Source organism: Streptomyces sp. UNOB3_S3 (genome assembly GCF_020740895.1).
Lineage (GTDB): Bacteria > Actinomycetota > Actinomycetes > Streptomycetales > Streptomycetaceae > Streptomyces.
Window position 1 is genome coordinate 1 of the sequence record NZ_JAILXP010000194.1, and the last position, 13,151, is coordinate 13,151.

At 73.1% G+C, this 13,151-nt stretch carries 12 protein-coding genes; 2 read left to right on the plus strand and 10 right to left on the minus strand.

Annotated features, from left to right (window positions below):
* Positions 1-33 precede the first annotated feature (33 nt).
* Positions 34-834: a carbon-nitrogen hydrolase family protein gene (locus tag K6I33_RS20875; RefSeq protein WP_229355002.1), complete on the minus strand. Its 801-nt coding sequence runs from the start codon at positions 832-834 to the stop codon at positions 34-36.
* A gap of 260 nt (positions 835-1,094) precedes the next feature.
* The gene (locus K6I33_RS20880; protein WP_229355011.1) at positions 1,095-1,586 is read right to left on the minus strand and encodes a MarR family winged helix-turn-helix transcriptional regulator; all 492 of its coding nucleotides are present in this window, start codon (positions 1,584-1,586) and stop codon (positions 1,095-1,097) included.
* A gap of 67 nt (positions 1,587-1,653) precedes the next feature.
* Here K6I33_RS20880 and K6I33_RS20885 point away from each other — a divergent pair, with 67 nt between their 5' ends.
* The gene (locus K6I33_RS20885) at positions 1,654-2,778 is read left to right on the plus strand and encodes a questin oxidase family protein (protein WP_229355013.1); all 1,125 of its coding nucleotides are present in this window, start codon (positions 1,654-1,656) and stop codon (positions 2,776-2,778) included.
* 49 nt (positions 2,779-2,827) lie between these two features.
* Here K6I33_RS20885 and K6I33_RS20890 read toward each other — a convergent pair whose 3' ends face one another.
* The 8 genes from K6I33_RS20890 to fmt all read right to left on the minus strand — a co-directional run bounded on the left by K6I33_RS20890 (position 2,828) and on the right by fmt (position 12,273).
* The gene (locus K6I33_RS20890) at positions 2,828-3,283 is read right to left on the minus strand and encodes an Lrp/AsnC family transcriptional regulator (protein WP_126913291.1); all 456 of its coding nucleotides are present in this window, start codon (positions 3,281-3,283) and stop codon (positions 2,828-2,830) included.
* 96 nt (positions 3,284-3,379) lie between these two features.
* The gene (locus K6I33_RS20895) at positions 3,380-3,946 is read right to left on the minus strand and encodes a GNAT family N-acetyltransferase (RefSeq protein WP_229355015.1); all 567 of its coding nucleotides are present in this window, start codon (positions 3,944-3,946) and stop codon (positions 3,380-3,382) included.
* Between the two features lie 126 nt (positions 3,947-4,072).
* Positions 4,073-5,761 (minus strand): amino acid permease, encoded by a 1,689-nt coding sequence (locus K6I33_RS20900; protein WP_374285426.1) that lies wholly within the window; start codon positions 5,759-5,761, stop codon positions 4,073-4,075.
* A 348-nt stretch (positions 5,762-6,109) separates the two neighbouring features.
* Complete coding sequence (locus K6I33_RS20905; protein WP_229355026.1) at positions 6,110-7,564, minus strand: GuaB1 family IMP dehydrogenase-related protein; 1,455 nt, start codon at positions 7,562-7,564, stop codon at positions 6,110-6,112.
* 188 nt (positions 7,565-7,752) lie between these two features.
* On the minus strand, positions 7,753-8,742 hold the full coding sequence (locus tag K6I33_RS20910; protein ID WP_229355029.1) for a sugar-binding transcriptional regulator: 990 nt from the start codon (positions 8,740-8,742) through the stop codon (positions 7,753-7,755).
* Positions 8,743-8,961: 219 nt separating this feature from the next.
* Positions 8,962-9,648 carry a ribulose-phosphate 3-epimerase gene (gene rpe, locus K6I33_RS20915; RefSeq protein WP_229355036.1) on the minus strand — a complete coding sequence of 229 codons (687 nt, stop codon included), beginning with the start codon at positions 9,646-9,648 and terminating at the stop codon, positions 8,962-8,964.
* A 180-nt stretch (positions 9,649-9,828) separates the two neighbouring features.
* Entirely contained in the window at positions 9,829-11,265 is a 1,437-nt protein-coding gene (locus K6I33_RS20920) for an RsmB/NOP family class I SAM-dependent RNA methyltransferase (RefSeq protein ID WP_229355037.1), read from the minus strand.
* A 72-nt stretch (positions 11,266-11,337) separates the two neighbouring features.
* Positions 11,338-12,273, minus strand: a complete 936-nt coding sequence (gene fmt / locus K6I33_RS20925) for a methionyl-tRNA formyltransferase (RefSeq protein WP_229355040.1) — start codon at positions 12,271-12,273, stop codon at positions 11,338-11,340.
* A 268-nt stretch (positions 12,274-12,541) separates the two neighbouring features.
* On the opposite strand from fmt, the gene K6I33_RS20930 reads away from it, so the two are divergent.
* Positions 12,542-13,045 (plus strand): hypothetical protein, encoded by a 504-nt coding sequence (locus tag K6I33_RS20930; RefSeq protein WP_229355042.1) that lies wholly within the window; start codon positions 12,542-12,544, stop codon positions 13,043-13,045.
* Positions 13,046-13,151: the final 106 nt, after the last annotated feature.

Below are 13,151 nucleotides of genomic sequence, written 5' to 3' on the forward strand. Positions count from 1 at the left end.
GTGTTGAGGGGGGCGCGGGGCGGGTGCCGCGGGTCAGGTGAGCGAGGTGTAGAGCGCCGGGCGGCGGTCTCCGAGGTAGGTGTTCTCGGCGCGTGACGCCCGGAGCAGCTCCGGGTCGACGTCGGCGACGACCAGGTCCTCGCCGGCGCCGGCCCGGGCCCGCACGGTCCCGTCCGGGGCGGCCAGACAGGACAGCCCCGCGAAGGTGAAGTCGCCTTCCACGCCGCAGCGGTTGGCGTAGGCGATGTAGAGCTGGCTCTCCCAGGCGCGGGCCGGGACGATCGTCTGGGGGACGATCTCGTACGGCCGCATCAGCGCGGTGGGGACGAGCAGCAGCTCGGTGCCGGCCAGGGCGTGTGCCCGGACGGCCTCGGGGAACTCGACGTCGTAGCAGATCAGGAGCCCGATCCGGACGCCGTCGAGCTCGGCCTGGACGACGAGGTCCCGGCCGGGGGTGAAGCTGGTGGTCTCGTACTCGCCGAAGAGATGGGTCTTGCGGTAGTTCGCGAGCCGGGTCCCGTCGGGGCCGATCAGCTGGAGCGAATTGAAGACCTCCGCGCCGTCGCGCTCGGGGTAGCCGTAGCCGATGGCCAGGCCGTGCTCGGCGGCGATCCGGGCGACGGCCTGTGCGCCGGGGCCGTCGGCGGGCTCGGCGAGCCCGGCGACGGCCGTGCCGAGGGCGTACCCGGTCAGGAACAGCTCGTCGGTGAGCAGCAGCCGGGCACCGGCGGCGGCGGCCCGGCGCGCGGCGTCGGCCAGGGCGGCGATGCTGTCGGCGGTCGAGGCGGGAACGCCGCTGGGGCCTTGGCAGAGCGCGATACGCAGCGGCGTCATGCGTCCTCTTCAGCAGTCGAGCGAACGGTTCGGCGGAGCAGTTCAAACACTCATACGTTTAAACGACTCGACGGTAAGGTTTTCGCTCTTGGCCGGACAAGGCGCGGACGTTGCGTGCCGCTGGTGCATTCGTTGCGCGTTTCGCCGGTTCAGCGGCGATTCGTTGCGCGGGCCCGTGGGTGGCTTGCCCCTGACCCGCCCTTGCGCCGATTCCCGGGCTCCGCCCCGGCCCCCGGACCTCAAGCGCAGGACAGGCCGATTCAGCCCCCGATCTCCCGCACCCACGCCGCCAGGCCCGCCGCGAAGCCGGACCGCTCCTCCGGCGTCAGCCCGTCCAGCGCGCGCAGCAGCGGCTCGCCCCGCCGGGCGATGAAGACCTCCAGCGCGGGGCGGTAGTCCGCCGACAGGGACACCAGCACCCGGCGGCGGTTCCCCGGGTCCTCCGCCCGCTCCACGATCCCCGCCCGGCTCAGCGCCCCCACCAGCTCACTGGCGGTCGGCAGGGAGACGTGCAGCCGCCCGGCGATCTGGCCGACGGTCAGCGGCACCCCCGCCAGCAGATGCGGCAGCACGGCGCCATGGCGTGCCGTCAGACCGTGCCGCTCCATGGCCTCGCGCAGCGCCGGCGGCATCTGCTCCCGGACCCTCACCTTGCGGAAGAAGGGCTCCAACAGGGGGACGAGGGCGATGACTTCGACCTCTTCGGCGGTCGGGGTGCGGGGCGGTGTCCCGGTTCTGATCGCGTGCGGCATACTTCGATTGTAGATGCTTTGGACTTCCGAACCATTGGGATACCCGAAAGGTATGGGTGGCCGGATCATGCCCTCGATCAGCTACAGCGATGCCCTCAACGACGCCCTGGACCGTATGAAGGATCTGGGGTACGAACGCGGCCAGGGCGTCGACCTCGCCAATCACGGCCCGATGGGGGCCGAGGCGCTGGCCCTCCTCGGACACGGGGACGAGGTGTCCCGGTGGGTGGAGCGCTACCGGCGTGCCATGGAGCACCACGAGCCGCCCGCCGCGCGCTTCCCCCTGGACCCCGCCGACGAGTCCTCCTGGCGCCCCGCCCTCGGGGCGTTCCACCGGGCCGGCGACTGGGAGGCCCTCTTCACCCGCGAACTCGCCGGGGCGGACTGGCGCGAGGTGCTCGTCCGCTGGTGGCCGCGGCTGCTCCCCGGCCTCTTCGCCGGGCTGACCCACGGCCTCATCCGCACCGCGCACGCCGTGCGCGGCCTGTACGCCGCCGAGCGGCCCACCGGGCTCCAGCTGGACGAGCTCGCCCGGGGGCTGGCCTACTGGGCCGCCCGCTTCACCGAGCTCCCCGGCCGCCCGCGCCTGGCCGGGACGTACGACCTGGCCGGCGCGATCGCCGCGCTCCCCCGCGTCCCGCACGACGGGCCGCTGCGCCCGGAGGTCCCCCGGCAGCGCCTGGAGCGGCTCGACCGGCTCCCGGGCTACGGCGAGGCGCTCCAGGCGCTCGCGCCGGACCACGCGGACCGGCTGCTGAGCGAGATGACCCTGCGGTTCGCCGATGTCTACCTCGCCCACCCCGAGGTCTTCCCCGTCCCGCTGATCCACGGGGTGACCGCGCCCGCGGCCGCCCGGCTGGTCCTCCCCCACCTGCCGCCGGAGCTGCACGAGCCGACGCTCGCCGCGCTCTGGCAGGTCCACACGGCCTTCCTGCTGGTGTTCACCACCGGCCGGCGCACCGAGGGCGGTGACGCCTGGCGGGCGGAGGCGGAGGCGGCGCCCGCGCTCCCCGAGCTGGCCGCGCGGGCGGCGGAGCACGGCGACGAGCACGTCATCAAGTTCACCGAGGCCTGCCTGCGCGAACACGCGCTGCGGCCCGACCCCCGCTACCCGGCGGCCGCCTTCGCCGCCCAGCGGCGCGTCGACCGGCTGGACGCCGGTGGCGCGATCGGCAGCGCCGGGCACCGGTGACCGACCGCCGGTGACCCGCCGCCGCCCGCCGTCAGGCCGCCGCCCGCCGTCAGGAAGGGGCGCCGGAGCTGAAGCGGCGCAGCAGCGGTGAGAGGACCAGCACGGACTTGGTGCGCTCCACGAAAGGCTCGCCCGCGATCCGTTCCAGGACCCGCTCGAAGTGGCGCATGTCCGAGGCGAAGATCTGCACGATGGCGTCGGCCTCACCGGTGACGGTGGAGGCCGACGCCACCTCCGGATAGCGCGAGAGACCCCGGTGGATCGCCTCGGGCGAGGTGTTGCGGCGGCAGTAGAGCTCGATGAACCCCTCGGTCTCCCAGCCGAGCGCCGCCGGGTCCACCCGGACGGTGAAGCCGGTGATGGCTCCTTCGGCGCGCAGCCTGTCCACCCGCCGTTTGACGGCCGGCGCGGACAGGCCGATCTCCGCTCCGATGTCGGCGTAGGAGCGCCTGGCGTCCTCGGCCAGGGCATGCACGATGCGTTCGTCGAGCTCGTTCAATCGCACGGCGGGTGGATCACTTTTCTCCGGGTCTTGGCCACTGCTACCAGCAGTAGATCACGTGCCCGGCCCCGCTCCCGACCCGTGCGCCGCGGGGGCGGCTCATCTGCCGAGGTTGGTGACCATGGCGGAGGGCCCGGGGAAGTCCTCGATCAGGGCGTCCATCAGGACTTCGTCGACGCGCTGGCCCATCCAGTGGCCGGATTTGCGGAAGCGGCCGGTCGGCCGGAACCCGGCCTTCTCGAAGGCGGTGATCCCGGCCCGGTTGGGCTCCAGGACCCTCAGCCACACGGTGTGGAGCCCGCCCAGGTGGAAGGACCAGTCCAGGGTCAGCCGGGTGGCCTCCTCGGCGAAGCGCCGGCCGCGGTGGGCCGGGGCGAGCAGGATCGAGAACTCGGCCCGCCGCTCACGGGCGTCGACCCGCAGCGCGGTGAGGCCGACGGGCTGCTTGTCCTTGAGCCGGACGATCTCGAAGCACGGATGGTCCCGGTCGTCGAGGCGGCGGTCCCACTCCTCGGCCCGGGCCTCCCACGTCTGCGGGAAGCGGCTGCCGCGGCCCAGGACGCTGCCGGGGTCGGTCTCCCATCTGTGGTACTCGGTCAGCATCTCGTCCCGGGGCATGCCCAGGGCGAGGCGGTCGCCGGTCAGCAGGAGGTGGGGGCTGCTCATCGGATGTGATCCCTTCCGTGCCCCGGACGGCCGGGCCGGGGCCGTCGACATACCCGAAAACGGCTGCTGCCGGGCCCGCGCGGAGCGGGCCCGGCAGCCGGGATCATAGGGCGGCGCGGAAGAAGATCACTTCTTCCCGGAGGGCTTCCGGGACCGGGCGGAGGGCTTCGCCGCCGGCTTCGTGGTCTTCGTACGGGCCTGGGCGGTCTTCGCCGCCGGCTTCGGGGCCGCCTCGGACGCCTCCTTGGACGCCTCCTCAGCACCCTCGGTCACACCGGCCACCTCGGCCACCGGCTCACCGGCCGCCTCCCGGGCCAGCCGCGAGCTGCGCATGCCGTAGGCGAAGTAGAGCACCAGGCCGATGACCATCCAGCCGCCGAAGACCTCCCAGGTCACCACGTCCAGGCTGAACATCATGTAGATGCACAGGGCGCAGCCGATGGCGGGGAAGACGGGCGCCAGCGGCACCGTGGTGTCGCCGAAGGGCACGCGCACACCCGAAAGCGGTACCCGGAAGCTGCGCTTCATGGCGGGGCGGGTGAATCGCAGCACGATGACGGCGACGTTGACCAGCGCGAAGGCGAAGAGCGTGCCGATGCTGGTGGCGTCCGCGAGCTGGCCCAGCGGCACCGCGGCGGCCAGGACACCGCAGAAGAGCGAGACGATCACGGTGTTGGCGACCGGGACGCCCTTCTTGCTGACCTTGGCGAAGGACTTGGGGACCAGTCCGTCGCGGGACATCGCGAAGAGGATGCGGGTCTGGCCGTAGAGGACGGTCAGCACGACGCTGGCGATGGCGATGACGGCACCGGCGGCCAGGAGGACGGCCCAGAAGCTCTGGCCCGTGACGTCCTTCATGATCCCGGCCAGCGCGGCCTCGGAACCCTCGAACTTCTTCCACGGCAGGGCGCCGACGGCGACGGCCGCGACCAGGACGTAGAGGGCCGTGACGATCAGCAGCGAGAGCATGATCGCCTTGGGCAGGTCCTTCTTGGGGTTCTTCGCCTCCTCACCGGCCGTCGACGCGGCGTCGAAGCCGATGTACGAGAAGAACAGGCTGGCGCCCGCGGCGCTGACGCCGCCGAGGCCGAGCGGCATGAAGGGGGCGTAGTTGCCGGCGCGGATGCCGGTGAAGGCCACGGCGCAGAAGAGCAGCAGGGCCACGATCTTCACGCCGACCATGATGGCGTTGGCGCGGGCGCTCTCCTTGGCGCCGCCGAGCAGGAACGCCATGCACAGGAGCACGACGAGCAGGGCCGGCAGGTTGAAGATGCCGCCGTCGACACCGGGCGGGTTGGCCATCCACGTCGGGATGGTGACGCCGATGGTGCCCTGGAGGAGCTCGTTGAGGTACTGGCCCCAGCCGACGGCGACGGCCGCGACGGAGACGCCGTACTCCAGGATCAGGCACCAGCCGCAGACCCAGGCGACAACCTCGCCCATGGTGGCGTAGGCGTACGAGTACGAGGAGCCGGAGACCGGGATGGTGCCGGCGAGCTCGGCGTAGGACAGGGCCGAGAAGAGCGCGGTGAGACCGGCGATCACAAAGGAGATCACCACGGCGGGGCCGGCCTTGGGCACGGCCTCGCCCAGCACCACGAAGATGCCGGTGCCCAGGGTGGCGCCGATGCTGATCATCGTCAGCTGCCACATTCCGAGCGAACGGCGCAGCGTGCCGCCCTCGCCCTGGCCGCCCTCGGCGACCAGTCGCTCGACGGGCTTGCGGCGCATCAGGCGCGAGCCGAAGCCGGCGGTCGGCAGCGGGGCACGCCTGTCGTCGGCGGTCACGGCCGACGATGCGCCTTTGTCCAACACTGGGGTCGATCCCACAGGGGTCGCTCCGTTCATGATTCCCGGTCGGGGGGTGCCGGTCGGGAGCGACGGCACGGCGGTCCCAGGGCGCGCGCCGGCATGGCAGAGCAAACCCGTAGCGAGGGGGTACCGCCGAGCAAGCGGTATCCGCCACTCCACGTTCTGCGCAGACCTTACGAGGTGAGGGCCCGCGCTCGTAATGCACCATTCTTGCGTATGCCCGTTCGATCATTGCGTCGGGGGGCTTTTAGCAGGGAATCATTGCGCACGGTGTTATGAATCGGTACAGGGGTAGCAAAAAAGGGGCGCGACCCGGCGAACCGGATCACGCCCCTTCCCGGGCGGTGCGGACTACTGCCAGCTGGCGTGCAGCGGCTTGCCCTCGGCGTAGCCGGCGGCGCTCTGGACGCCGACGACGGCCCGCTCGGCGAACTCCTCCAGGGAGCCCGCGCCCGCGTAGGTGCAGGAGGAACGGACACCCGCGATGATCGAGTCGATCAGGTCCTCGACGCCCGGGCGGGCCGGGTCGAGGAACATCCGGGAGGTGGAGATGCCCTCCTCGAACAGACCCTTGCGGGCCCGGTCGTAGGCGGACTCCTCGGAGGTGCGGTTGCGCACGGCACGGGCCGACGCCATACCGAAGCTCTCCTTGTACAGACGGCCGTCGGCGGTCTGCTGGAGGTCGCCCGGGGACTCGTACGTCCCGGCGAACCAGGAGCCGATCATGACGTTGGAGGCACCGGCGGCCAGCGCCATGGCCACGTCGCGCGGGTGACGGACGCCACCGTCGGCCCAGACGTGCTTGCCGTACTTCTTCGCCTCGGCGGCGCACTCCAGCACCGCGGAGAACTGCGGGCGGCCCACGCCGGTCATCATGCGGGTGGTGCACATGGCGCCCGGGCCCACACCGACCTTGATGATGTCCGCGCCGGCCTCGATGAGGTCGCGCACGCCCTCGGCGGCGACGATGTTGCCCGCGACGATCGGGACCCGCGGGTCGAGCGCCCGGACGGCCTTGACCGCGGAGATCATGCCCTCCTGGTGGCCGTGCGCGGTGTCCACGACGATGGTGTCGGCGCCGGCGTCCAGCAGGGCCTTGGCCTTGCCGGCCACGTCGCCGTTGATGCCCACGGCGGCGGCGATGCGCAGCTTGCCGTTCCCGTCGAGGGCCGGGGTGTACAGCGTCGCGCGCAGGGCGCCCTTGCGGGTCAGGATGCCGGCGAGCCTGCCGTCCTTGTCCACGGCGGGGGCCAGCTTGCGGTGCGCGGCGTCCAGCTGGTTGAAGGCCTCGCGCGGGTCGATGTCGGCGTCGAGGAGCAGCAGCTCCTTGGACATGACCTCGGAGAGCTGGGTGAAGCGGTCCACACCGGTCAGGTCGTGCTCGGTGACGACACCGACGGGGCGGTGGTCCGCGTCGACGACGACACCGGCGCCGTGGGCCCGCTTCGGCAGCAGGGACAGCGCGTCGGCGACGGTCTGGGTGGGGGCCAGCACGATCGGGGTGTCGAGCACGTGGTGACGGCCCTTGACCCAGGAGATGACCTCGGTGACGACCTCGATCGGAATGTCCTGGGGAATGACGACGAGGCCACCGCGGCGGGCGACCGTCTCCGCCATGCGGCGGCCGGCGATCGCGGTCATGTTCGCGACCACGAGCGGAATGGTGGTGCCGGTCCCGTCCGGGGCGGAGAGGTCCACACCCTGGCGGGAGCCGACCGCGGAGCGGCTCGGCACCATGAACACATCGTCGTACGTCAGGTCGTACGGCGGCTTCTGGTCATTGAGGAAACGCACGTGCTGATACATCCCAGTCGTTCGAGGTGACCCTCGGCAAGGCATGCCGAGGGAAAAGCACGTACTTCATTCTCCCATGACGACCGGGGCGAAATGCCAGTCCCGAACCTCCAGGGCTGCTCGGGAGGGCTTTGGCCGATCCTCCAACCAACGCCGCTGACCTGCGCGGATACCGGAAAACCGGGGCCGCGCGGCCGTCTTCAGGCCCCGTCGGGATCGGCGCGGTCCAGGGCCGGGCGGGGGCCCGGACCCGTCTCGTGGAGGAGGTAGTCGGCGGCGGCGGTGTCCGTGACCAGGCTGGTGACCAGGCCGGAGCGGAGCACCGCGCCGATCGCCGCCGCCTTGCGCAGCCCGCCGGCGATCGCGACGACCTCCGGTATACGGCGCAGCCGGTCGGCCTCGACGGTGATGCAGCGCTCGCCCAGGTCCCGGCCGATACGACGGCCCTCGGCGTCGAAGAGGTGCGCGGACATCTCCGCGGCCGCGCCGAGGGAGGCGTAGTGCTCGCGCTCCTCCTCGGTGAGCATGTCGTAGACCGTGGAGACGCCCGACTCCCAGGAGCCGATGGACACGGCGGCGACGGTGACCCGGTCGAAGTACTCGAAGGCCCGGGCGATGCCCGTCTGGCCGCGCAGGGCGGCGGCGGTGGCCGTGTCCGGCAGCAGCATCGGGGCGTAGATCGGGTGGGCCTCGCCGCCGGAGACCTGGGCGGCCCGGCGGACGGCCTCCACCGAGCCGCGCTCGGCGGTGCCCGCGTCGTAGACGCCGGTGAGCTGGACCACCGTGCAGGGGGGCAGCCGGTGGAGGGCCGCGGCCATGTGGATGGTGGAACGGCCCCAGGCGAGGCCGAGCACATCGCCCTCGTGGACCAGCTCACCGAGCAGGCCGGCCGCGACCTCACCGAGGTTCTCCGGGTCGGCGGCGTCGTCGGCGGCGTCGGCCGGGGACTCCACGACGACCGCGTGGCGCAGGCCGTAGCGGGCGCGCAGCGCGTCGGAGCGCTCCGCGTCCAGCTCGGCCGGCACCCGGATCTCGATCCGCACCAGGTCGCGCTCGAGCGCCGTCTCCAGCACTCGGGCCACCTTGAAGCGGCTCACGCCGAACTCCTCGGCGATCTGGATCTTCGACTTGCCCTCGAGGTAGAAACGGCGGGCCATCGCCGCCGCCTGCACCAGCTCGGCGGGCCCCATAGGCGTGGCTGAACGGCCGCCCGTCGACACCGCGGTCTCCTCACTACTGTGGTCAAGCTTGCTGCTACCGCGTGGGTAGCTACGGGTGTGTATGTAGCTGTTTCTGCTGAAGCTGTCCCGCTGTGTTGCGTGGACCCGATGTCATCCTGTCAGATTCGACGGTCCGCGATCAGACCTTGACCTCGGCCCTCAGCAATTCGGGCGAGCGGCACGGCTCACTCAGTGCGCGCAGGCCCAGGGCGCGCCGAGGGTGACCCGCTCCGCCTGCGCGCGCAGGGCCCGTACGGCCTCCGCCGGGTCGTCCATACCGTAGACGGCGGAGCCCGCCACGAACACGTCCGCGCCCGCCTCCGCGCACCGCTCGATGGTGGCGGCCGAGACACCGCCGTCCACCTGGAGCCAGATGGGGAGGTTGTGGCGCGAGATGAGCTCACGGGTGCGGCGGATCTTGGGCAGCATGATGTCGAGGAACGACTGGCCGCCGAAGCCCGGCTCGACGGTCATGATCAGCAGCATGTCGAGCTCGGGGAGCAGGTCCTCGAAGGGCTCGATGGGCGTGGCGGGCTTGAGCGCCATCGACGCCCGCGCCCCCAGCCGCCGGATCTCCCGCGCGAGCCGTACGGGCGCGTGGGCCGCCTCCGCGTGGAAGGTCACCGAGCCGGCGCCCACCTCCGCGTACTGCGGGGCCCAGCGGTCGGGGTCCTCGATCATCAGATGGCAGTCCAGCGGCGTGTCGGTCGCCTTGAGCAGCGACTCGACGACGGGCACGCCGAGCGTCAGATTGGGGACGAAGTGATTGTCCATCACATCGACGTGGAGCCAGTCGGCGCCCCGCACGGCCTGCGCCTCGTCGGCGAGCCGGGCGAAATCCGCGGAAAGGATGCTGGGGTTGATCTGCACTGCCATGCCCCAAGCCTGCCATGCCGCGGGCACTGCCTTTGACCGGGGGCAAGCCCCCGCCCCCCCGGGGCCCGGGGCAGAGCCCCGGGAAACGGGAAGGGGCGGGACCGGGGCTTCTCTCCCGCCGCGACGGCGAGTGACCCCCGCCGGGGAGGCCGGCGGTGCCGAACCGCCCCGGGCGAGGCGTCAGCCCGTGCGGCGCAGCAGCGCCAGGTACATGGCGTCCGTGCCGTGCATGTGCGGCCACAGCTGGACGTCCGGCCCCTCGCCCAGTGCCGGAACGCCCCGCATGAAGGGGCGGGCGTCGATCCACTCGGCGGGCGGGGCCTCGCCGCCGCGGCCGCGCAGCACGTCCTCGACGACCGCCCGGGTCTCCGCCAGGTGCGGCGAGCAGGTGGCGTAGCCGACGACGCCGCCGACGCGCACGGAGCGCAGCGCCTCGCGCAGCAGCCCGCGCTGGAGCGGCGCGAAACCGGCCAGGTCCTCGGGGCGGCGCCGCCAGCGGGCCTCGGGGCGGCGGCGCAGGGCGCCCAGACCCGAGCAGGGCACGTCCACCAGGGCCCGGTCGAAGGACCCCGCGCGCCACGGCGGACGCGTACCGTCCGCGGCGATGACCTCGTACGGGCCGGGGTTGCCGGCCAGGGCGCGGGCGACGAGACGGGCCCGGTGCGGCTGCTTCTCGGACGCCAGCAGCGCCGCGCCCCGCTGGGCGGCGAGCGCGCCGAGGAGGGCGGCCTTGCCGCCGGGTCCGGCGCAGCCGTCCAGCCAGCGCTCGTCCGGCCCGTCCACGGGGACGTCGGCGAGGGCGAGGGCGATCAGCTGGCTGCCCTCGTCCTGGACGCCCGCGCGTCCCTCCCGGACGGCCTCCAGCGCGCCGGGCTCGCCGCCCTCGGCGAGCCGGACCGCGCAGGGCGACCAGCGGCCGGGCAGGGCGGAGTCCTCGCCGGCGGCCGCGATCAGCTCCTCGGTCGTGGCCCGGCCGGGGCGGGCGACGAGGGTGACCTCGGGGCGCTCGTTGTCCGCCTCCAGCAGGTCCTCGATGCCGGCCCGGCCGCCGCCGAGCGCGTCCCACAGCGCGGAGACGATCCAGCGCGGGTGGGAGTGGACGACGGCGAGGTGCTCCTCGGGGTCGTCGTCGTAGGGCGGGGCGACCTTCTCCAGCCAGCCGTCCAGGTCATGGGCGGAGATCTTGCGCAGGACGGCGTTGACGAACTTGGCCCGCCCGTCGCCGAGCACCACCCGGGCCAGCTCGACGGTGGCCGAGACCGCCGCGTGGGTGGGGATGCGGGTGCCGAGCAGCTGGTGGGCGCCGAGGCTCAGGACGTCCAGCACCGGCGGGTCGACCTCGCGCAGCGGGCGGTCGACGCAGGAGGCGATGATCGCGTCGTAGGTGCCCTGGCGGCGCAGCGTCCCGTAGACGAGCTCGGTGGCGAGGGCGGCGTCGCGCGCCTCGAAGCCCTCCTTCTCCCGGGCCTTGCGGAGCAGCGGCGGGAGCACCAGGTTCGCGTAGGCGTCCCGCTCGTCGACGGCCCGCAGCGCCTCGAAGGCGAGTATCCGCACCGGGTCCTTCTTGGGCCGGCGATAGGGCTTTGCGGGGCGCTTGCGAGGGGCCTGGTCGTTCACGAAAGGTGCTCCGGAGCTGGGGTGATGAGGAACCCCAGCCTACGCCGGATCACTCCTCGGTCACTCGCTCAGTCACTCGCCGCCGAGCTTCTCGCCCGGGGCGATGCGCACACCGCGCGCCCAGTCGGCGGCCTGCATGGGCTTCTTGCCCTGCGGCTGGACCCACTGGAGCCGGACGGCGTGGGAGCCGGTGCCCACGTGGACGGAGTTCTTGGCGGCGGCGATCTCGCCGGGCGCGAGGTCGCCGCGGGCGGGGTCGAGCTCCACGGACATCACCTTCAGGCGCTCGCCGCGGAAGGTCGTCCAGGCGCCGGGCGCCGGGGCGCAGCCGCGGACGACGCGGTCGGCGCGCAGGGCGGGGGCGGCCCAGTCGATCCGGGCGTCCTCGACGCTGATCTTCGGGGCGAGCGTGATGCCGTCCGCCGGCTGCGGCACGGCCTTGAGCGTGCCGTCCTCGATGCCGTCCATGGTCGCGGCGAGCAGCCCGGAGCCGGCGAAGGCGAGGCGGGTCAGCAGGTCGCCACTGGTGTCGGTGGGGCGGACGTGCTCCGTCAGGACGCCGTAGACGGGGCCGGAGTCCAGGCCCTCCTCGATCTGGAACGTGGAGGCGCCGGTCATGTCGTCACCGGCGAGGATCGCGTGCTGCACGGGGGCGGCGCCGCGCCAGGCGGGCAGCAGCGAGAAGTGCAGATTCACCCACCCGTGGGCCGGGATCTCCAGGGCGGCCTTGGGCAGCAGGGCGCCGTAGGCGACGACGGGGCAGCAGTCCGGGGCGATCTCCCGCAGCCGGGCGAGGAAGTCCTCGTCGCGCGGCCGGGCGGGCTTGAGCACCTCGATGCCGGCCTCCTCGGCGCGCTCGGCGACGGGGCTGGCGACCAGCCGGCGGCCGCGCCCGGCGGGCGCGTCGGGCCGGGTGACGACGGCGACGACCTCGTGGCGGTCCGAGGCGATCAGGGCGTCGAGGGCGGGTACGGCGACCTCGGGGGTACCGGCGAAGACGAGCCTCATGGGTGGCGGACTACCTCTCTCGTGACTTGTCTCGTGAGCGCTCTCGTGGCGCCGGACGAACGGCGTTCCAGTTTAGAGGCGGCCCCAGCACAGGGGGCGTGCGGGCTGACACGCGCCCCATTCCGGCGGATGTACGCCCCCATACCGTGACCCAGCGGCCCGTGGCGCGTTGGGTCAAGAGAGATTGACCGAAACGGGCCGCAACCGCGGCCCGCTTCCGTTCTCCTACCCCAACGTCCCTTTAACCGCCGGTCCGAGAGGCTTGTTCATGCCCGACCACGCAACCCACGACGCCCAGGCACGGGCCAGCCTGCATCTTCTGGTCCGGGACATCGAGAGGGTCCGCCGCCAGGTGGACGCGCTGCGCACCCTCACCGCCCAGCTGGGCAACGTCTACCGGCCGCGCCGTACCGGCCCGTCGGCGGGCTTCGTCGTCTACGGCCGCGCCCCCGCGCCCACCGTCCGGCTGGCGCAGGAGCTGCGGGACAGCGTCGAGACGCTGGTCACGGCGGCGGTGGACTTCGACCGTTCGCTGGGCTTCTCGTGGGACGCGGTGGGTTCGGCGCTCGGCGTCACCAAGCAGGCGGTGCACCGCCGTTACGGCGCGCGGCGCGCGGGCGCGCAGGCCACGGCCGAGGCGACCGACACCGTCCGCACCGCGGAGCCCACCCCGGTCCCGGTCGTCCCGGCGGCCCGCACGGTCCCGGGCCAGCCGGGCGCCCACCGCGAGGAGCCCCGCGCGTCGGCGTTCCCGGGCCCCCGCAACGGCTGATTCCCCCCGGGCCGGGCCCGGAATCCGGGGCGCGGCCCCGAGAACGTCCCGCCCTCGCCCCTGGGGGCCGGGGCGCAGCCCCGGGAAACTGGGGGCACCTCCCAGC

Coding starts and splice junctions, on each gene's coding strand:
- K6I33_RS20895 (WP_229355015.1), bottom strand. CDS start 3,946: ATGAGCAGCCCCCACCTCCTGCTGACCGGCGACCGCCTCGCCCTGGGC.
- K6I33_RS20880 (WP_229355011.1), bottom strand. CDS start 1,586: ATGCCGCACGCGATCAGAACCGGGACACCGCCCCGCACCCCGACCGCC.
- K6I33_RS20885 (WP_229355013.1), top strand. CDS start 1,654: ATGCCCTCGATCAGCTACAGCGATGCCCTCAACGACGCCCTGGACCGT.
- fmt (WP_229355040.1), bottom strand. CDS start 12,273: ATGAGGCTCGTCTTCGCCGGTACCCCCGAGGTCGCCGTACCCGCCCTC.
- K6I33_RS20875 (WP_229355002.1), bottom strand. CDS start 834: ATGACGCCGCTGCGTATCGCGCTCTGCCAAGGCCCCAGCGGCGTTCCC.
- K6I33_RS20930 (WP_229355042.1), top strand. CDS start 12,542: ATGCCCGACCACGCAACCCACGACGCCCAGGCACGGGCCAGCCTGCAT.
- K6I33_RS20910 (WP_229355029.1), bottom strand. CDS start 8,742: ATGGGGCCCGCCGAGCTGGTGCAGGCGGCGGCGATGGCCCGCCGTTTC.
- K6I33_RS20905 (WP_229355026.1), bottom strand. CDS start 7,564: ATGTATCAGCACGTGCGTTTCCTCAATGACCAGAAGCCGCCGTACGAC.
- rpe (WP_229355036.1), bottom strand. CDS start 9,648: ATGGCAGTGCAGATCAACCCCAGCATCCTTTCCGCGGATTTCGCCCGG.